At 46.5% G+C, this 18860-nt stretch carries 20 protein-coding genes; 10 read left to right on the forward strand and 10 right to left on the reverse strand.

What is annotated here, in order from left to right; all coding sequences use genetic code 11:
• The first annotated feature begins 1 nt into the window (after nt 1).
• Nucleotides 2–427 (forward strand): SRPBCC family protein, encoded by a 426-nt coding sequence (locus tag ABD846_RS06825; protein WP_344824313.1) that lies wholly within the window; start codon nt 2–4, stop codon nt 425–427.
• Nucleotides 428–489: 62 nt separating this feature from the next.
• On the opposite strand, the gene ABD846_RS06830 is transcribed toward ABD846_RS06825, so the two are convergent.
• The 4 genes from ABD846_RS06830 to rpsU all read right to left on the reverse strand — a co-directional run bounded on the left by ABD846_RS06830 (nt 490) and on the right by rpsU (nt 3266).
• A complete protein-coding gene (locus ABD846_RS06830; protein ID WP_344824316.1) occupies nt 490–1626 on the reverse strand; it encodes a PQQ-binding-like beta-propeller repeat protein in 1137 nt (378 codons plus the stop codon).
• A gap of 117 nt (nt 1627–1743) precedes the next feature.
• The gene (locus ABD846_RS06835) at nt 1744–2043 is read right to left on the reverse strand and encodes an HPF/RaiA family ribosome-associated protein (protein ID WP_344824319.1); all 300 of its coding nucleotides are present in this window, start codon (nt 2041–2043) and stop codon (nt 1744–1746) included.
• A gap of 34 nt (nt 2044–2077) precedes the next feature.
• Nucleotides 2078–2998, reverse strand: coding sequence for a tyrosine-type recombinase/integrase (locus tag ABD846_RS06840; RefSeq protein WP_344824322.1), 921 nt, complete (start codon nt 2996–2998; stop codon nt 2078–2080).
• Between the two features lie 73 nt (nt 2999–3071).
• On the reverse strand, nt 3072–3266 hold the full coding sequence (gene rpsU / locus ABD846_RS06845; protein WP_344824325.1) for a 30S ribosomal protein S21: 195 nt from the start codon (nt 3264–3266) through the stop codon (nt 3072–3074).
• A gap of 125 nt (nt 3267–3391) precedes the next feature.
• Here rpsU and ABD846_RS06850 point away from each other — a divergent pair, with 125 nt between their 5' ends.
• The 9 genes from ABD846_RS06850 (at nt 3392) to ABD846_RS06890 (ending at nt 12533) form a co-directional block, all read left to right on the forward strand.
• Nucleotides 3392–3931: a hypothetical protein gene (locus tag ABD846_RS06850; RefSeq protein ID WP_344824328.1), complete on the forward strand. Its 540-nt coding sequence runs from the start codon at nt 3392–3394 to the stop codon at nt 3929–3931.
• 2 nt (nt 3932–3933) lie between these two features.
• On the forward strand, nt 3934–4530 hold the full coding sequence (locus ABD846_RS06855; protein WP_344824331.1) for a riboflavin synthase: 597 nt from the start codon (nt 3934–3936) through the stop codon (nt 4528–4530).
• 17 nt (nt 4531–4547) lie between these two features.
• Complete coding sequence (locus ABD846_RS06860; protein WP_344824334.1) at nt 4548–7682, forward strand: AsmA family protein; 3135 nt, start codon at nt 4548–4550, stop codon at nt 7680–7682.
• Between the two features lie 36 nt (nt 7683–7718).
• Nucleotides 7719–8699, forward strand: coding sequence for a cation diffusion facilitator family transporter (locus ABD846_RS06865; RefSeq protein ID WP_344824337.1), 981 nt, complete (start codon nt 7719–7721; stop codon nt 8697–8699).
• A 29-nt stretch (nt 8700–8728) separates the two neighbouring features.
• The gene (gene mnmE, locus ABD846_RS06870; RefSeq protein ID WP_344824340.1) at nt 8729–10117 is read left to right on the forward strand and encodes a tRNA uridine-5-carboxymethylaminomethyl(34) synthesis GTPase MnmE; all 1389 of its coding nucleotides are present in this window, start codon (nt 8729–8731) and stop codon (nt 10115–10117) included.
• 300 nt (nt 10118–10417) lie between these two features.
• Complete coding sequence (locus ABD846_RS06875; RefSeq protein ID WP_344824343.1) at nt 10418–10624, forward strand: helix-turn-helix transcriptional regulator; 207 nt, start codon at nt 10418–10420, stop codon at nt 10622–10624.
• Nucleotides 10621–10941 (forward strand): HipA N-terminal domain-containing protein, encoded by a 321-nt coding sequence (locus ABD846_RS06880; RefSeq protein WP_344824346.1) that lies wholly within the window; start codon nt 10621–10623, stop codon nt 10939–10941. The genes ABD846_RS06875 and ABD846_RS06880 overlap by 4 nt, the downstream gene beginning before the upstream one ends.
• A complete protein-coding gene (locus ABD846_RS06885; RefSeq protein ID WP_344824348.1) occupies nt 10938–11885 on the forward strand; it encodes a HipA domain-containing protein in 948 nt (315 codons plus the stop codon). Before ABD846_RS06880 ends, ABD846_RS06885 begins: the two co-directional genes overlap by 4 nt.
• A 144-nt stretch (nt 11886–12029) precedes the next feature.
• The gene (locus ABD846_RS06890) at nt 12030–12533 is read left to right on the forward strand and encodes a hypothetical protein (protein ID WP_344824351.1); all 504 of its coding nucleotides are present in this window, start codon (nt 12030–12032) and stop codon (nt 12531–12533) included.
• 73 nt (nt 12534–12606) lie between these two features.
• On the opposite strand, the gene ABD846_RS06895 is transcribed toward ABD846_RS06890, so the two are convergent.
• The 6 genes from ABD846_RS06895 to ABD846_RS06920 all read right to left on the reverse strand — a co-directional run bounded on the left by ABD846_RS06895 (nt 12607) and on the right by ABD846_RS06920 (nt 18744).
• Nucleotides 12607–13872: a chloride channel protein gene (locus tag ABD846_RS06895; RefSeq protein WP_344824353.1), complete on the reverse strand. Its 1266-nt coding sequence runs from the start codon at nt 13870–13872 to the stop codon at nt 12607–12609.
• A gap of 370 nt (nt 13873–14242) precedes the next feature.
• Nucleotides 14243–14791, reverse strand: a complete 549-nt coding sequence (locus ABD846_RS06900) for a carboxymuconolactone decarboxylase family protein (protein WP_344824355.1) — start codon at nt 14789–14791, stop codon at nt 14243–14245.
• Nucleotides 14792–14898: 107 nt separating this feature from the next.
• Nucleotides 14899–15486 (reverse strand): Crp/Fnr family transcriptional regulator, encoded by a 588-nt coding sequence (locus ABD846_RS06905; protein WP_344824357.1) that lies wholly within the window; start codon nt 15484–15486, stop codon nt 14899–14901.
• Nucleotides 15487–15762: 276 nt separating this feature from the next.
• Entirely contained in the window at nt 15763–17487 is a 1725-nt protein-coding gene (locus tag ABD846_RS06910; protein WP_344824359.1) for a zinc-dependent metalloprotease, read from the reverse strand.
• Nucleotides 17488–17604: 117 nt separating this feature from the next.
• Nucleotides 17605–17928, reverse strand: coding sequence for a nuclear transport factor 2 family protein (locus ABD846_RS06915; RefSeq protein ID WP_344824361.1), 324 nt, complete (start codon nt 17926–17928; stop codon nt 17605–17607).
• Between the two features lie 21 nt (nt 17929–17949).
• The gene (locus ABD846_RS06920; RefSeq protein ID WP_344824363.1) at nt 17950–18744 is read right to left on the reverse strand and encodes an SDR family oxidoreductase; all 795 of its coding nucleotides are present in this window, start codon (nt 18742–18744) and stop codon (nt 17950–17952) included.
• Between the last annotated feature and the right edge of the window lie 116 nt (nt 18745–18860).

Below are 18860 nucleotides of genomic sequence, written 5' to 3' on the forward strand. Positions count from 1 at the left end.
CATGTCTGATCAATTACTGATTGTCGAAAGATTGTTACCCGCTTCACGGGGAAGGGTATGGCGTGCGCTTACCAATAAGGAGGAAATGAAAAAATGGTATTTCGCATTATCGGAATTTATTCCTGAGCCGGGTTTCCGTTTCTCGTTTACAGGCGGACCGGAGGACGGGACACAATATGTCCATATTTGCGAAATAACGGAAGTGGTACCGGAGCGGAGACTCGCTTACAGTTGGCGGTACGAAGGTTACGATGGTATTTCTTATGTTATGTTTGCACTGGAGGAGCAGGGAGCTCAGACATTGCTGCGCCTCACGCATAGCGGCTTATCATCGTTTCCGGAGCTGCCCGATTTCGCGCGGAGCAATTTCGAAGCAGGCTGGAATCATATTATCGGGATTTCGCTGCCGGCGTATCTTCAATCCTGAGGGGCAAAAAAAAGCGACCGGTATACCGGTCGCTATAAAATAGTATTATAAAGGCGTATTTATTAGTAAACAGAGGCGCCGCTTACAGAGGAGTTGATACCCATTCCTTTACCATCGTTAGGATCGATAGAAGGAGAACAGTCGATCAGACCGTTTACCGCATATTTCCAGAGCAGTGATCCTTTTGCGGTATCGAGAGCGTACAGGTATTTGTCGTAGCTGCCGAAATACACATAGTTCTGATAACATACAGGGGAAGAAGCGATCAGGCCGTCTGTTTCTTTGATCCAGCGGATTGCGCCGTTCAGCACATCGATCACGTACAGTTTTTTGTCGTAGCTGCCAACATAAACGCGATCTCCGTAGAGATAAGGTGAAGAGCGGATACGGTCATCGGTTTTAACGGTCCAGCGTGGTGTTCCGAATACGTTTTCGAGGCAAAACAGTTTATAATCGTCGTTACCGAAGATCACACTGCCGCCGAAAACAACAGGAGAGGATTTGATGGGTTTGCCTGCGCCGGATGCAAACTGCCATTTAAGGCTTCCGGTGCGGCGGTCAAGACAATACATCACACCATTTTCCCCGCCGATATACACGTTTCCGGTATCAACGGTTGGGGAACAGTTAAATTGAGTGGAGAAATTTGCAGAAGACCAGATAGCATTACCATTGCGGAAATTCCGCGCATATACGGTACCGTTGTCACATCCGAAAATGACCATACTGTCGCTTACGATCGGCGAAGAGTTCAGCGTGCCGGGGAAATCGACAAACCATTCGGTTGTATCGGGTGTAATATCAATGGCAGCGATCCGGTTGCCGGTTGTATAGATCAGCAGGTTTTCCTGACCTATAGGTGTTGTGGTCATTCCGTAGGCGATGGCCACTTTGGAAGATTTTTTCGTTCCGGTGATCGGGTCTATTTTATATAAGGTGGAAGAGGGAGTACCTACAAACAGAATATTATTATAAAGTACCGGAGAAGAATAAACGGGGGCGCCTACATTGACTTCCCATTTCTTGGCTCCCGTCATCGGGTTCAGTGAATAAATGAATTGGTTCTGACTGCCAATGAATACAGCTGTAGAAGCAGTGGGGGGAAACGGAGTATCCGTATCCGGGGTGGGTTTGCAAGAGGTGAATAGGGTTGCTGCCACTACAGATGAAAGTAACGCTTTAGTCCAATTATAATTCATGAGTGCGAAATAGTATAATCACGAAAGTAATGCTAATTATTTAGTCTTGCAAGACATCTGAAAAAAAAATCCGATTATTTTCATAACCGGATTTACTGTGTTTTGTGTGCCTGAAAATCAAGCCAGTGCTTTTTCTTTTCTTTTTTTGATTTGGTTCACCAGAGCGTCGAATGCACAGTCGAAAGACTCCTCAAAAACTTTGCTCTCGTGTTTTACAAAGAAGGTATGACGAGGGATTATTACTTTAATCTCGGCAACTTTATCTTTGATTTGATGAACGACATTGTCCAATTTCAGATACACCTCAACTCCTAAGATGTGGTCATGAAAGGTTTTCAGTTTTTCGATGCGTTTGTTCACATGGCTGAGCAATTTGTTGTCCGCATCGAAATGTACGGTTTGAATTTGAATGTTCATCTTGACTTTTTTTTAGGTTATTAAAAATGATTGGTTACCCTTTCGGATGACTCAATTTATGAACTTTTTTGAGTTTGTCAATGTTAAGATGCGTATAAATCTGCGTGGCCGCAATACTGCTGTGTCCCAGTAACTCTTTGATCGCCTGTATGTTCGCGCCGTTATTCAACAGGTGCGTGGCAAAGGTGTGGCGAAGGATATGCGGACTTTTCTGCTTCAGGCTGCTCACCTGTGCCAGGTATTTTTTTGCCAGCCGGTACACCTGGCTGTCATTGATTGCTTTACCGCTTTGCGTGACAAACAGTGCATCACGGTTGCAGTCGCTTTGCTGCTCTTTAACGGAGAGGTAATCGCGTAACTGATCCAGCAACGCCACTCCCAATGGTATCAGTCGTTCTTTTCCGCCTTTACCCCATACCCGCAGCTGTTGCAGACTCCACTCGATATCCGTTTCTCTGAGTCCGCTCAGTTCGCTGCGGCGCAATCCGCAACTATACAGTAATTCGAGTATCAGCCTTTCCGTCTGGCCTTCAAAGCCTTCGGGAAAAGTTACGGACTCAAACAGCTGTTCTGTTTCGGAAGGACGCAAAAACTGGGGGATTCTTTGTGGCAGGCGCATACCGTGCATGAGTGCCACGGGATTTTTATCACAATGCCCGAGGCGCATCAGGAAGAGGAAATAGCCGTTCAGCGAAGAGCGTTTCCGGTTGATGGAACGCGCTTCCTGACCTTGTTCGCGCAGGGAGTGTAGCCAGTTGCGCACTTGTGTCAGTCCTACTTCGCGGAGCGGAAGGCGGTTTTCTTCAGTAAGATTGTTGTTTGGATCGGGATATAAGTAATACCGGAACTGCTCCAGATCGGAGAGGTATGCAGCGAGGGTGTGAGCGGAGTAGCGCTTTTCGAACCGCAGGTAGTGTCTGTAATCCTCAAAATAACTATGAAACAACGCGCACATAAAAAACCGTTACCACAAATATAATTATTTGGGTAACGGTTTACAATTTATTTTTGACGAGCAAAAACTGCGACTAGTCCAGTTGACCGTTGGTCATTTGCTGAACATAAACTGCTTTAAGCACTTCAGTGCGGCGTTTTACAGACGGCTTAACGAACGCCTGACGTCTGCGCAACTGAACCAGAGTACGGGATTTTTCGAATTTCTTCTTGTACTTCTTCAGCGCTTTGTCAATGTTTTCGCAGTCTTTAGCATCTATGATTAACATACTTTAATATACCTCCTTTTGGTAGTTTTTTTAATGAGAAGTCGCAAAATTAATATAATTACTATTCACAGCAAATTTTTTTTATTTTCAATACTTTTGCCGCAGCTTCAGGCGTTTGTTGCCATATGAAAAGATCCTTCCGCATTTTTATTCTGTTGTTCCCGGTAATTACGGCAACAAGCTCCTGCCAGAAATGGAAGGATAAGCAGGCGCAGGATCTGGGCTTCACAAATACCTATTGCAATATTCCTTCGGCTGTCAACTACAACTGGAATTTCCCCGGTATTGAAGACAACAGCACCTGCGTGTTTCCTTCGGATCCGTTTACGGGTAACTATACTTTCGAGGATTCCGTTTATATTGATGGTATCGACTCGGCGATCCTCTACGGCAGTATCGGTTTCTCCATCGTGAAAAGGGATTCTGCACGCTTCGACATTACCGGTTATTGCAGTTCGCGCAGTCTGCCCTTTACGGCCAACCGCTATTACCACGCCACTTCCGATACTGTACTTGCAGGCGGTACACAACTATTCTGCCGGGAACTGGATACGCTGAACGGCACCCTGGATTACCGGCCCGCCGACAGTTCATTATATATTGAATTCACCATTAAAAGCGATACGCTCACTGCGGTACACCGCGGAAGAGCCTACAAAAAGTAACCATGTTTACCGGAATTATTGAAACCCAGGCGCGGGTAGACCGCATCATCAGCAGTGGCACCAACACTGATTTCTGGATGGAATGCCTGCTTACGCCCGAACTGAAAATAGACCAGTCTGTCGCACACAATGGCGTGTGCCTTACGGTTGTGGAAATAGAAGGGAATTTTTACCGCGTAACGGCAGTAGAGGAAACGCTGCGCAAAACCAACCTGAACCTCTGGCAGGTGAACGATCACGTGAATATCGAGCGATCCCTGCGTCTGGGCGACAGGCTGGACGGACACCTCGTACAGGGTCATGTAGACAGCACCGCCACCTGTATTGAAAAACGGGCGCTTGAAGGCAGCTGGCTGTTCCGATTCCGCTTCGATAAGGCTTTCGCCGCGCTCCTGATAGAAAAGGGTTCCGTATGCCTGAATGGCGTCAGTCTTACCGTGTTTAATCTCGGCACCGACGAGCTTACCGTGACGATCATCCCTTATACTTTTGAATATACCAATTTCTCTGCCATAGCAGCAGGTACCGTAGTGAATATCGAATTTGACGTGTTGGGAAAATACCTGCTCCGTAGGCAAAGTCTGGAAAACCATTCCTGATCCGCCATCTCACCGTTATGACGCTACAAAAGGCCGGCAAACGTCTGCTCCGGGTACTCAGATATCTGGGTATCGGAGTCGTATCGCTGTTATTATTGCTGTTTTTGCTCCCTTACCTGTTTCCCCGGACTATATCCGACGGGATCAAGACATGGACCAACAATAATATCAACGGGAAAATGAACTTTTCGAAGGTACGTCTGTCCTTCTACGATCATTTTCCTTCCCTCACCCTCACATTGCACGATTTCTCGCTGAAGGGTGCTCCGCCTTACCCCAATGACACGCTGGCGGCAGCGGAGGAAATTGCATTCGGCGTAAACCTGCGCAGCGTGTTGTTTGAACATACTGTTTTGGTGGATGAAATCTACCTGGACGATGCGCGCCTGAATGTGCAGGTGGATACAAACGGTAATGCGAACTATAATATCCTCAAAACAAAAGAGCAGAAACAGCAGGAACAGGTGAATGACTCAGCAAGTGCGAGTCTGAAGATCCGTATGATCGCCATCCGCCGCTGCCACCTTACGTACCACGACCGGTCGATTCCGATGTACCTGAATGCAGACGGATTTAATTATGAAGGCAGGGGAGACCTGAGCAATGCGGTGTTCGATCTGGCCAGCCAACTGAATATAGATGCGCTGGACTTCTCTTTCGACGGAGAAGAATACCTGCGCGATAAAAAGATCAATGCCGAACTGCTGACGCAGGTAAATACCAATTCCCTGGTATTGCTGTTCCGTAAAAACGATCTGCGCATCAATAAGCTGAAACTGGCTTTCACAGGCGATTTCAGTTTCCTGTCCAATGGATATTCCATGAACTTCAAAGCAGGTGCAGATAAAATCAGCCTGTATGCGCTTGTAACAGCATTACCTCCTGCTTACCTCAAATGGCTGGAGCAAACTGACGTAAAGGGTGAGGCCGATCTGGCTTTCAGCCTTAAAGGGGATTATATCGCTTCGCTGAACAAAAAGCCGGATATGCATTTCGATATGAATATCCGTGACGGCTACGTGGCTTATCAGAAGCAAAGTCCGGCATCTTCGCTGTATTTCGCTTTACATACACGTATGCCTTCCCTGAATACAGACAGCCTCGGCATCGATATCGACACCTTTTCGTTCCGTATGGATCAGGGTTATTTTGATGCACAAGTGCATACGCTGGGATTGGACAGTCCGCTTGTAAAAGCACGTGTCCGTATGGATATGGATCTGGCAAAGCTGCAACAGGCTACCGGTTTTAAAACGGCCGATCTGCGGGGGCATTTCCGGTTGGAAACAGATGTGAACGGACCATTCCGCTATCATACGGACGTGAAGGGGAACAGTGTTATCGATCAGGTTCCCGTGTTCACCTGCAACGCTGCCATGAGCAGCGGTTACTTTAAAATGGCGCAACTGCCGCAGGGTATAAGGGATATCAGTTTCAATATCCTTGCTTCGTGTAAGGATGGCAATTACCGCCACACCAATTTGCGCATCGACGGATTAAAAGCAACGGCACTGAATAATTTTGTACAGGGACATATCTCTGTCGCTAATCTCGAAAACTACCTGATGGATGCGGAAATCCGCTCCCGGGTAAACCTTGCGCAGATAAGGGAGTTCCTGCCGATGGACAGTCTTACGCTTTCCGGACAAATGGCGCTGGAGCTCACCGCAAAAGGTCCTTATGCACCGGAGCACAAACAGTTTCCGAAAATCGGCATGAAGCTGGATCTGCAGCAGGGTTCCGTGCAGACGAAATATTATCCGCATCCGGTCAGCAATATCCAACTGGCATTGCAGGTAAGCAATACCGGCGGCACAGCGAAAGAGATGCAGATTGCCGTTGCCCCGCTTTCGTTCGACTTCGAAGGAAAACCTTTTGTATTGCAGGCGCAGCTGGCTGATCTGAGTGACCTGCACTACGATATTACCGCAAAAGGTGAACTGGACATCGGGAAGATCTATTCAGTGTTTGTACAGGACGGACTGAATGTAAGCGGCTTTGCACAGATGGATCTGCATTTTGCCGGCACGCAGAGCGATGCAATGAAAAAGCGCTTCGGTAAGCTCAATAACTCAGGAACATTGCTGCTCAGAGACATTGAGATCCGGGAGCTGAAATACCTGCCGAAACCATTTGTGCTGCGGGAAGGCCGCTTCCGTTTCCGGAACGACCAATGCTGGTTTGAGCGCTTCCGCGCACAATACGGTTCGTCTGACATTACTTTAAATGGTCACCTGGAGCATATCATCAATTATGCATTAAGCGATAATGCATCCTTGAAAGGCTCATTCGATCTTAAGTCGCACTACCTGCTCGTGGATGAATTTATGAGCAGCACCGCAGCTGCAGATACTGCCGCGGCGGATACATCGGGCGTGATTGTGATCCCACGCAATATCAGCATGGTCTTCAATGCGCAGGCAAAGACCATTGCTTACGACGGGCTGATCCTTCAGCAATTCGCAGGACAAATGATGATCGACAGCGGGCAGCTGCGGCTGAACAATACCGGCTTCATGATGGTAGGAACCAGTATAGCGCTGAATGCATCGTACCGCAATACGGGTACGCAAAAAGCCTGGTTCGACTTTTCGATTCTGGCAAAGGAGTTTGATGTGCATCGCGCCTACAAAGAAGTGAAGTTGTTTCACCAGATGGCACCTTCCGCAGCATCGGCGCAGGGGATTATTTCACTTGATTACAAGTTGCGCGGACGACTTGATAAAAACATGTCTCCGGTGTATCCTTCATTGGAAGGAGGCGGCGTGCTTTCCGTACGCAATGTAAAATTCAAAGGTTTTAAGCTGTTGAACAATGCATCCCGGGAGAGCGGTAAAGAGGGGTTGAAAGACCCGGATGTGAAAAACGTGGACCTTAAAACCACGGTTGCTAAAAACATCATCACACTGGAAAAAGTAAAGATCAAAATGGCGGGATTCCGCTTCCGGATAGAGGGACAGAGCGATTTCGACCATCATCTGAAATTCAAAGCACGATTGGGATTGCCACCCCTTGGTATCATAGGTATTCCGATGACCATCACGGGTACGAGCGACAACCCCAAGGTGAAAGTGGGCAAGGAGGAATCGGACCCGCTTGAGGAAAAAGAAGATACAGAAGGCCCTTTGCCCCCGCCGCCGGCAGAGCCCTGACGGGCGGTATAATTGCCTTATCTTTGCGGCATTCCGATGAACCTTACTTTACGCATTCAGAGGCTGATAGCCTTATGTTCCGTCCTGCTGTTTGCCGGCAAGATGTGGGCCTGGTATCTTACGCATTCCGTCGCCATATTCACCGACGCACTGGAAAGTACCGTTAATGTGATCACCGGTTTTATCGGATGGTACAGTCTCTCGCTTGCATCGCGTCCGAGCGATGAAAACCATCCTTACGGACACGGTAAAGCCGAATATGTTTCCGCCGCGCTGGAAGGCGCACTGGTGCTTATCGCCGGCATCATGATCATCTATGAAGCCGTTGACGCGTTCCTGTTTCCGCATCCTTTATCCCGTCTCGACAGTGGTATGATCTTAACGGCAATCACCGGTGTGATCAATTTCCTGCTGGGCGTATATGCGCTGCGCGTCGCAAGGCAGCATCGCAGTATGACGGTGGAAGCGGCAGCCACACATCTCAAATCGGATGCCTATTCCACTTTTGCGATGGTGGCCGGATTGCTGATCGTACGGCTTTCCGGTTGGGCATGGCTGGATCAGGTGATCGCTATGGTGTTTGGCGTGATCATCATTGTTACCGGGTATAAAGTACTGCGTAAATCGCTTGGCGGTATTATGGATGAGGCCGATGAAGCCCTGCTGGATGAAGTGATCGCTGTGCTGAATGAACATCGCCGTCCCGCCTGGATCGATCTGCACAATCTCCGCAGCATACAATACGGTTCGGTGCTGCATATAGATGCACACCTGACATTGCCCTGGTATTATTCCGTGCAGCAGGCAGGGGAGGAAATCCACCATATGGAAGAGGTGGTGCGCGCGCATTTTGGAGGTAAGGTGGAATGCTTTGTGCATATAGATGCCTGCAAACCTTTTTCCTGTGCTATTTGCACGATGCCCGACTGTGCAGTACGACAACATAGCCTGGTGCACCGTATCGAATGGAATCGTGCGGTGGCGATGGAAAACAGGCAGCACCGCCTGAACGAGTAAAAATGTAATTTACAGTTTCAATTATCTGAATGAATACCCAGGATACTATTGTTGCGATTGCCACAGCGCCCGGCGCCGGTGCTATCGGTATGGTGCGCGTGAGCGGGAAAGAGGCTTTTTCAATTGTGAATGCAGTGTTCAAAGGGAAAGACCTCCGGTTGCAGGCTACGCACACCCTGCATTTCGGCTATATCGCCGAGGGAAAAGGTACCGATGCGGAGCAGCATATAGACGAAGTGGTGGCCGGTCTTTTCCGCGGACCTAAAAGTTTTACGGGGGAAGATACGATAGAGATCACCGCACACGGATCGCTGTATATATTGCAGCGGATTGTTGCCGTTTGTATTGCGCAGGGTGCGCGCATGGCCATGCCGGGAGAGTTCACGCAACGGGCCTTCCTGAACGGAAAAATGGACCTGACGCAGGCCGAAGCTGTAGCCGATCTGATAGCGGCAGACAGTGCTGCGGCGCAGCAGACTGCATTGAAACAATTGCGCGGGGGATTCTCCGGCGATCTGAAGCAATTGAGGGAGCAACTGATCAACTTTGCTGCGCTTATTGAACTCGAACTCGATTTCAGTCAGGAAGACGTAGCATTTGCCGATCGCACCCAGCTGGCTGCACTAATCGGTACGATGCAGCAGGCCACGCGGCAACTCGTACAGTCTTTCAGTCTCGGCAATGCTATTAAGAATGGGGTAAGCGTGGCTATTATCGGGAAACCCAATGCCGGTAAGAGTACCCTGTTAAATGCGTTGCTGAATGAAGAGCGTGCGATCGTGAGCGATATTGCCGGTACCACGCGCGACACGATAGAGGAGATGATGAATATCCGCGGTATCCTGTTCCGGCTTATTGATACTGCCGGGCTGCGGGAAGATACTACAGATGAGATCGAGAAGATCGGGGTGGGGAAGAGCCTGGAGAAAATGCGCCAGGCCGATGTGGTGATCGCGTTGCACGATGTGTTGCTCAGCGACCGGGAAACTATTGCCGCGCAGCTGGCCGGACTGGAAGCGGAAGGCATCCGGAGTCTGCCTGTATTGAATAAAGCAGATTTACTCGACGAAGCGCAGCGCAGGTCCTGGATGGAGGCTTTCCCGCAGGCATTGCTGATCTCCGCAAAAGAGAAGCAGCACCTGGAACTGTTGAAAGACGCGTTGTACGATACAGCAATTGATCAGAATATTTCCATGGAGAACACCGTGGTGGTAAATGCCCGCCACCATGAAGCACTGTTGAAAGTAGCGGAGTGTCTGGACGAGATTGAGCGCGGCATGGCGATGGACATTTCCGGCGAACTGCTGGCGCTGGATATCCGCCGCTGCCTGTATTTTCTGGGCACCATCACCGGCGAAGTCGAAATCGACCGCGATATTTTAGGCACTATTTTCGGGAAGTTTTGTATCGGGAAGTAATTGTGATAAGGAAGAGGGAACTATAAGAAACAAACGTAAGTCAAAGCAAGGTTTTTCCGGCAATCCGCCACTTTCCCGGGTCTGGGAATGCCTTTTCCTTTTTTAGAATTGCATTTTTATTTTTACGTGCTACGGTTTAAAGGGTAGCTTTCAAGTCCCTATGGAAATTTAGCAGTTGTGTTTATTGATATTTAATATTATACCTTATCGGGTATATTATGTTATTGTTCTCTTATCTTTATACCCTAAAAGGTATAATTGAAAATATAGTTCTTATATTTGCACCCTAAAAGGTATAAAATGAATTATTCAATAGATCAATTCATCAAGGAGAAGCGAAAGCAGTTGAAATTAACGCAGCCTGAATTAGCAGAGAAGGCTGGTGTTGGTTTACGTTTCCTGCGTGAATTGGAGCAAGGTAAGAAAACCCTTAGATTAGATAAAGTAAATCAAGTATTAGCTTTATTTGGTGCTACTATTGGTGTAATCAAAACTACTGACTTATGAGGCAAGGTAGAGTATACTACAATAATTTAATAGCAGGAGTGATCGCCGAAAATGATGAAGGGTTTACATTTAAGTATGATGAAGCATATTTGAACAATGAATCCGCCAAGTCCATCAGCCTTACTTTGCCGCTTCAACAAGAGGCCTATCAAAATAAAATTTTATTCCCCTTTTTTGATGGATTAATACCTGAAGGCTGGTTGTTGAATATTGCTGTAGCAAACTGGAAAATTAATGCAAGAGATAGATTTGGTCTGCTACTTACGTTGTGCAAAGACTGTATCGGCTGTGTATCCGTTCAATCCATTGAAGCATGAAGGAGAGAATAAATTGCCTTTATTGTTATGAAGGTCTTGATGAAAACAAACAAGATTTTCATCCTGCATGTGCTAAAAAGATGTTTGGTACAGAGATACCTCCTGTTATTGATTTTGATCTAAAGCAATTAGAAGAATTGGCAATGCAGATTGTAATTAAAAGTGTTGCTGTGACTGGTGTTCAGCCTAAGCTGTCTCTGCATTTGGAAAAGCATAAAAATGAAGCATCCAGATTGACGATTGTTGGCTTGCATGGAGATTACATTTTAAAACCACCATCTACAGAGTATCGGGAATTGCCACAAAATGAAGATTTAACTATGCATTTGGCAAGTTTGGCAAAAATAAAAACTGCTCAGCATTGCTTGATCCGGTTAGCTTCGGGTGAACTGACCTACATCACCAAACGTTTTGATAGAAATAAGAATGGTAAAGTAGCCTTGGAGGATTTTTGTCAATTAACCGAAAACCTGACGGAACATAAATACAGGGGTTCTATTGAAAATATAGGAAAAACAGCAAGAGAATATACCGCAAACAAGGGTATAGAATTGATACGCTTATTTGAGCTTGTTGTGTTTTGTTATCTGACTGGCAATGCAGATATGCACTTGAAGAATTTTGCACTAATCGAAAATTCTTTCGGTGAATATGAATTATCACCTGCCTACGATTTATTAAGCACAGCTTTAGTGATACCTGATGATAAGGACGAATCTGCGCTTAATATTAATGGCAAGAAGCGTAAACTAAAGAAAAGTGATTTTGATACATTAGCTGCTAATATGGGGATTAACACCAAATCTGTAGAAAATATTTACATCAGATTTGCAAGCGTTTTACCAATTTGGATACGGTTTATTAAACAAAGTTTTTTAAGCAAAGCAATGCAGGAGCAGTATATTGAATTGATTGGAATCAGGCACGCTAATTTGTTTATTTAGCACTTTACCGTCTCCAAAACGCTGAAAGTATTGCTAACAGTGGTTGTGGTACTTTGTGCATCGGGAAGTAACTGCGGTAAAGAGAATTGACTCTGTCGTGTGATTAGCAAATTTTCGTGCGTGCCTTTTATAACCATACCCAACATGAAAAAATTATCCATACTTATCGTCTTTTTCGTATTGGGTTTTAATGAATTGTTTGCTCAGGGATTAACGATCGGGCCATGTGGAACCCCTGTAAATAAGTATTATATCTACGAAGTAAATGGTGCGTTATTTGCTTCCGGAAAAAAGTCTGCGGTAATGATTTTTCAAAATTCAGATGTAAAGAAGGGCAAGCAATATTTCAGGCATTTTCGCGCTCTCCGGCACTTTCCGTTTCTGTATAAAGAATTTAATAGCCTTTTTCCAAAGCTGGACGGAAGATATCCTGCCGGAACGGAAATCAAAAAGTCTGCTGGTGAAAACAAAGCACCTGATACGATCATTTATCATGGAATTATTTTGAAACACCCTGTGGAAATTGATGGGGCATTTAATTTTAAACCAAAGGACAATTCGGCTGTGGCATTATTAGATAGTTTTCATTTAGTAAATAAATGTGCGATCTGCGATAAGAAACATTTTGAATTCTATCTGAAAAAATAAGTTTCAACAGCAGTGAAAATAATCTGCATAGGTTTTTCAGCTTATAACATTGCTACTTCTTTTACCTTTTCCACTATCTGCCGGATATAAGTGCTCCCGGATAAGTATATACCGTATAGCTGCAGAGCTTTTGAGCAACTGCTTTTGAAAGCATCGTGCCGATCAGTATCGGAATAAACAGTATGAAGCCGCCGGGTGTGAGTCCGCATGCTAAAAATACAGCAGTCATCGGTGCATGGATGGCCGCACTCAGCATAGCAGCGGCGCCGATCAGCGCAAAATTCAGAACGATCAAATGGGTATGAAGGAAGTGATTGCATACAATCGCTATCAATATCCCTAATACGGCTCCCGAAACCAGACTTGGGGCAAAAACGCCGCCATCGCCGCCTGCTCCCAGAGTGAGGGATGCGGCCAGTGGTTTTAAGAAGATCAGCAACAGCAGCAAACCAAGGAAGCTTACAGAAAATGACCCGCTGTGCTTTAGTAATTCCGGCAATGCATGGTAGCTGTCTCCATATAACTGGGGGAATATAAAAATCAGGATGCCCACCAAAACGGCGCCGGTATTCACGCGTAAAAAATTGTTGCGGATCGCGGCAAACCTGCTTTTGATCCGGATAACGGTTTGGGTAAAATACACCGCCAGGAAACCCGCCAATATGCTCAGCAGGATCATGTAGGGTAGGGCAGTCCGGTACCAACCGGTGACACTGAAGTTGAACAATGGCTTGCTGCCGGACAGGTAAATAATGCCCCAGGAAACCAAAACCGCAATACCGCTGCTAAACAGGATAGTCTTAGACGCTTTTTTTGAGATAGCTTCCACGGCAAACAGCATGCCCGCTATCGGATTGCAGAACAAAGTGGCAACGCCGGCAGCAACGCCTGCACAAACCAGTTCGGTTTTATAGGCATTCACGGCTCTCTCTGTTTTGTACGTGTTGGCGCCGATAGCGGCAGTGGACACAACAGTAGACACTTCCACTCCGGTAGAACCACCGGATATCACCGTTAAAAAGCCGTTGATATAATGGGATGGTATTTTGTATAAAGGAAGTTCATTTTTGCGTTTTTTCAAGGTCTCGAAAATTTCTTTGATCCCTTTGTTCTCCCTGCCTTTGAACAGATACTTCCGGGTAAAGTAGATAAGGGTGATGCCCACCGAAGGAAATATAACAAACAGGGAAGGATGCTTTCTGCAGAGCTCATAAAGGCTTTCCTGCACATGCGCGGTCATTTCTTTCAGGGATATAGCCAACAGCGAGGCCAGTATACCCGCGATAACTGCATTGATGAAAAGATTGAAATAGCCCTTTACAATTGTTGTTTTTCTCATGTTCGATTGCCCGGAAATGTGACCCTAAACAGGACAACAAAGGTAGCCCAAATGAACCAGCTGCTTACCTGAATCTCAGGCTGTGAGCGTTAATAACAAGTCAATGCCGGCACGGAGCACGCTTCGCATTTGAGCAGATATTCTGTCACGCAATCATGCTTCTTACCTCAGCACTACCATATATCATCTGCGAGTCCGCGGAAACGCTTGTCCGGCGTGCGTTCCAGGATCATCACGCAGCCGGGCTTGCTAGTTGTAGGTAATGGACCCTCTCGTCGCCGTCTACAGAAAAGCAAAACGGAAGTACAATACCGATTGTACTTCCGTTTGCACGACATCCGATATTTCGTGATGTGTGACTGCGCGTGGCCTAAATTGATTCTGCTAACGGAAAGTCGATTTCGAAGTCTGTAAGATTGTGCAGGTAGTTGCTGATGATTTTGTCGCCCACAACAATAATCGCATCTATCATATTCGCTTCGTTATAACCTGCTGCAAAAAATGCTTCTTTACTTTCTTCTGTAGCTCTTCCTCTGTTGATTACTGCGGATGCCGTAAATTTTGCCAACGCATCCAGTTTGCTGTCGAAACCCGCTGAACCTTTACGGATTTCTACAATCTGCTCGTCTGTAAAGCCGTGCATTTTTCCTAAGACTGTGTGAGCAGACTGGCAGTAACGGCAACCATTTATCTGGCTTGTTACTAAGTTGATTACTTCTCTTTCTTTGGCTTTTAAAGAGCTCTTGCGGTTTTGTAAAGCAAGATAGTCGCCCAGTGCCGTGTCGCTTTTGGCGAAATAAGCATACAGATTCGGCACAAAGCCCAGTGCTTTTTGAAGGTTGTCAAAAATACCCTGATTGTTTTCAGATACTTCTGTTTTTGCAGGAACCGTGAAGGTTCTTTTCGCTGTAGTTGTCATTTTGCTTTTTATTAAATTTTAGTTGTCGTTATTGACAGTGCAAAAATCCAACGACTGTAAAAAGTAAAAAATGAAGTACGTCAATAAATTCGGTTGAAGTAGATCAACTATTTTTTTGCGGTCTTTTTGTTCCTTATTCTGGATAAAAATTCGGTTGTCATCCCTAAGTACGATGCCAGTGCATATTGCGGTACCCGTTGCACAATCTGAGGATACCTGTCTATGAAGTTTTCATAGCGTTCTTCGGCTGAAAGCGTAAGATTGGATATTATTCTCTGCTGCATAAAAGCGGCGGTGCGCTCTGCCCGGATCCTGAAAAAAGTTTCAAACTTGTGGTTCTGCTGTTTGAGCGCCTGTTCCTTTTCATAGGAGATTTCCAAAATTACGCTGTCTTCCAACGCCACTACAAACATCGTTGCCGGCTTTTGCAGAATGTAACTATTGTAATCCGTAATCCACCAGTCTTCAATGGCAAAAGCTATCGTACTGTCCTGTCCTTTGTCGTCCACAACATAAGCTCTGAACGAACCTTCTGTGACAAAGTTTCTGCTCTTCACAACGAAGTTGGGCTGAACAATGAATTGACGTTTCTTGATTTTTACTTCTCTGAAAGCGGCACTGAAAACATCTGCCTCCTGATCTGTAAGGTTTACAGACCTGTTGATGTACTCTACTATTTTGTTATTTATTGTCATTACATCTGTCCGGGTTATTGCGCTTTGCGCAGGAGCGAAAATAAAACACACATCTTCAATTCTGCACAGCGCAATCAGGGTCTTATTGATGACTAAATTACAGAAGCCGGTGCATCCTTTCTGATTTTTTGTTCGCTGGTCGGAGCGCGCACAGATCTTATTATTATACCGGCATCCGCTACCGCAGCCCCCCATATCTTCCCCACGGGTCCGCCGGGAGGCTTATCCGGCGTGACTTGCCAAAACAATATACCGCCCGGCCTGATCTGCAAAAAGCTAATTGCTCCATTTCTGTAATTTATGGTACCGGATGGTGGCTCCCGTGTGGGCGTCTGCCATGCGGAGCAGGTAAAAGCCATTCGGCAGACTACCTACCTGAAGCGTGGTCTGCGCATGGGTCTGCATCAGGAGCCGGCCTTCCAGGCTGTACAGGAACAGATCCAGCGGTTGCGGGGACAATATGTGCAGCTGATCAGCCACAGGATTGGGAAATACCCGGATGTCATTTTCTGCCGACACCGAAGGAATAGCACTTGTCGTATCGCGATGCACAATTACCGAATAATCTTCAGCCTGACCAATCATAAGGCTGCAGGCCGTAAAAGAAGCAGTGACGTCGGCGGATACTCTTAGGCGAAGCGGAGTGTTGTATACCACCCCTGTGCGCGGGACTGTAAAAGTATCGGTCTGCAGGGTATAATTGCCATAGAAAGCACCTGTTTTCATCACCTCCTCAGATGCAGAGAATGTGCCATCATTGTTATAATCAATCCACGCGCGGTGGTACTGGTATTCAATTCCGGAACCTACCTGCAGTGCATAGCTCTTTCCTTCCTGAAGATGTACAGGCGGGTAAAAGCAGGTTCTGTCGAGATAGCCGGTATCACCGTCCTGGGAGAAACCTCCCGTGCTACTGTACAAGCTGTCAAGCATCACGCGGGCCGGGCCGATATTTCTGCCTGTTTTGGGCAGTGCCGGGATGATGCAGGCCGCAGTGGGAGCGACAAAGGACGGGTCAGGCGGGGTAGCCCCTTCAGAGTAAAGCAGACTGAGACGATCCCCCAGAACAGAATATACCATACGCTCTTTTTGCATCGGTGTAAAACGGTCGGCACAGGAGTTAGAATAATTCATGTAGTTGTAGACCGTATTGCCATAGGGTTTACCGGTGCAGGCATTCGTGCCGCTTACACATCCCTGAACGGTGTGAGGCTCCGTATCACAGATAAGGTCTCCGTTCATCAGGCAATTAGTATCCAGGCAACCACCCTCGAAGGTGTGGTACAGAGAAAAAGCGTGTCCCAGTTCATGTGGCAGAATATAGTTATATCCCCATGCTGCCGAAATGCGGGTTACGGAAGAGATATCCGCCATGGTTCCATCCCGTCTTCCTGCGCTCGAATACAGGTATGCAAAGCCTCCATATCCTTCTATGCGCCGGACGATCCAGATATTGTAATACAGGGTATTAGGCCAGGCAGTTACCGATTTCAGTGAGTCTTCGCGGGCGCCAATGCTGACTCCATATCTTTCATAATCCTTGATGAAGCGTCCGTCTGTACGGGTAATTCCATTGGTAGGTTTACAGTCTGGAGTTCGTTTGGCCAATACAAAACGTATCGGGATACGCACACCTCCGGCAGTGACATCGGGATGACTCGGCCAGGTAGCGGCAAATGTTTTATTGAGGAATACCAGTACACTGTCTATCACGCTGTCGGCAGGGTTGTACAACGAACCAAGCGGCTCGCCGGAATGAATGATATGAAATACTACCGGCACTTCATATACGGTGTCTTTACCGCTGATTACTTTTTTGGCAGTGCGCAGGTCCGTCTGTTGCTCCGCCCACTGTTGATTATGGAGCGCTATCTGCTGCTGGTACGCCGGCATTTGCCGAATGAGCATTTGCTGCGCAATACTGCTGCCACATTCGCCCTGGGCCTTCAGCAGAAAAGGAAACAGGCAAATCGAAAGGATAAGGAATAATTGTGTTTTCATAAGCGGGTATTAGGAAAACTAAAATACTGAATTTAATTCAGGAAAGGTAAAATCGTATTTGCGGGTGAAAATCCCTAAAAAAGAAAAAGTGGCCAGTCAGCCACTCATCTTTATCGCTTATCCGGTCACTTTCAGATACTGAATTTGTCCGTCATCAATTTTAAAATGAAATTTAAGAATGAGCGGACTGCCCGGAAAGGTGCCGGAACACTCCGCCGAAAGGATACCGGAATTGCCGCTTTCTGTATAATCAAGCGGCTTCATGGTTGACTGATACTTTTTGTTTGCTTCCTCTATAAAATGCCGGATTGCCGATCTCCCCTCAAAATCTTTTCCTTCGTCACACATTATTCCGGTCTCGGAGAAACAGTTTGCATAGGCAACACTGTCAAATGTATTTTGTGCATCGATTAAATCGGTTACTACTTTAGGTAAATTCATTTCTGATTTTTTTGAAGATTATTAGATTGTTGGCACTGTTCCGCCATCGACTACAAATTGGGTTCCTGATAAGTAATTGGCTCTCGGAGACACGAGAAAGCCCACCAGTTCGGCTACTTCTTCGGGTTCGGTAGGCCTGCCATAAGGTATTCCGCCCAGTGCATCCATAACACCTTGTTGCGCCTGTTCTATCGTGCTGTTTGCATTTCTTGCAATTTCACTCAGCCAGTCTTTCGATGCTGAGGTATTGATCCATCCCGGTGAAACGGTAAGCACGCGAACGCCTTTCGGAGTAACTTCATTGGATAAACTTTTACTGTAATTGATCAATCCTGCTTTTGCAGCTGCATAGGGCAAGGTTGAATCATACAACGGCAGTTTGCCCTGAATAGAAGCTATGTGAATAATCACCCCGTTTTTGCGATGTATCATCTGAGGTAAAAATCCTCTGTCCATCCGGACGGGGGCAAGCAAATTGGCCTGCAGGGTTGATTCCCAGTCTTCATCCGTCAGGACAGCAAAGCCGCCGGCCGGAGTGACCGAGGAGCCCAGGTTATTTACAAGAATGTCTAGTCTGCCATAGGTAGACAGCACTTCACTTATTACATGCTGAGATCCGGCTGCCGTACTTAAATCTGCAGCGATAAAATGCAATTTGCTGTTTTCTTTTTCCGGGGTATTCCGTGCAGTGACAATTACTGTGGCTCCGGCCTGTAACAGCCTTTCGGCAATTGCTCTGCCTGCTCCTTTGGTGCCGCCGGTAACCAAAGCAATTTTGCCTGATAGCTCATTGTTGAAATTGAATGCTTGATCCATTGTTTTATTTTTTACAAAATTGGACCGTATATGAGTCTCTGGCAATAAGGGAAACCGGAATGGCATAGGGATAATATTATCCCTATTGCATACCGGAAACCTTGTGTTAATTTAGC

The organism is Rurimicrobium arvi (genome assembly GCF_039540495.1).
Lineage (GTDB): Bacteria > Bacteroidota > Bacteroidia > Chitinophagales > Chitinophagaceae > Rurimicrobium > Rurimicrobium arvi.

Coding starts and splice junctions, on each gene's coding strand:
- ABD846_RS06825 (WP_344824313.1), top strand. CDS start 2: ATGTCTGATCAATTACTGATTGTCGAAAGATTGTTACCCGCTTCACGG.
- ABD846_RS06830 (WP_344824316.1), bottom strand. CDS start 1,626: ATGAATTATAATTGGACTAAAGCGTTACTTTCATCTGTAGTGGCAGCA.
- ABD846_RS06835 (WP_344824319.1), bottom strand. CDS start 2,043: ATGAACATTCAAATTCAAACCGTACATTTCGATGCGGACAACAAATTG.
- ABD846_RS06840 (WP_344824322.1), bottom strand. CDS start 2,998: ATGTGCGCGTTGTTTCATAGTTATTTTGAGGATTACAGACACTACCTG.
- rpsU (WP_344824325.1), bottom strand. CDS start 3,266: ATGTTAATCATAGATGCTAAAGACTGCGAAAACATTGACAAAGCGCTG.
- ABD846_RS06850 (WP_344824328.1), top strand. CDS start 3,392: ATGAAAAGATCCTTCCGCATTTTTATTCTGTTGTTCCCGGTAATTACG.
- ABD846_RS06855 (WP_344824331.1), top strand. CDS start 3,934: ATGTTTACCGGAATTATTGAAACCCAGGCGCGGGTAGACCGCATCATC.
- ABD846_RS06860 (WP_344824334.1), top strand. CDS start 4,548: ATGACGCTACAAAAGGCCGGCAAACGTCTGCTCCGGGTACTCAGATAT.
- ABD846_RS06865 (WP_344824337.1), top strand. CDS start 7,719: ATGAACCTTACTTTACGCATTCAGAGGCTGATAGCCTTATGTTCCGTC.
- mnmE (WP_344824340.1), top strand. CDS start 8,729: ATGAATACCCAGGATACTATTGTTGCGATTGCCACAGCGCCCGGCGCC.
- ABD846_RS06875 (WP_344824343.1), top strand. CDS start 10,418: ATGAATTATTCAATAGATCAATTCATCAAGGAGAAGCGAAAGCAGTTG.
- ABD846_RS06880 (WP_344824346.1), top strand. CDS start 10,621: ATGAGGCAAGGTAGAGTATACTACAATAATTTAATAGCAGGAGTGATC.
- ABD846_RS06885 (WP_344824348.1), top strand. CDS start 10,938: ATGAAGGAGAGAATAAATTGCCTTTATTGTTATGAAGGTCTTGATGAA.
- ABD846_RS06890 (WP_344824351.1), top strand. CDS start 12,030: ATGAAAAAATTATCCATACTTATCGTCTTTTTCGTATTGGGTTTTAAT.
- ABD846_RS06895 (WP_344824353.1), bottom strand. CDS start 13,872: ATGAGAAAAACAACAATTGTAAAGGGCTATTTCAATCTTTTCATCAAT.
- ABD846_RS06900 (WP_344824355.1), bottom strand. CDS start 14,791: ATGACAACTACAGCGAAAAGAACCTTCACGGTTCCTGCAAAAACAGAA.
- ABD846_RS06905 (WP_344824357.1), bottom strand. CDS start 15,486: ATGACAATAAATAACAAAATAGTAGAGTACATCAACAGGTCTGTAAAC.
- ABD846_RS06910 (WP_344824359.1), bottom strand. CDS start 17,487: ATGAAAACACAATTATTCCTTATCCTTTCGATTTGCCTGTTTCCTTTT.
- ABD846_RS06915 (WP_344824361.1), bottom strand. CDS start 17,928: ATGAATTTACCTAAAGTAGTAACCGATTTAATCGATGCACAAAATACA.
- ABD846_RS06920 (WP_344824363.1), bottom strand. CDS start 18,744: ATGGATCAAGCATTCAATTTCAACAATGAGCTATCAGGCAAAATTGCT.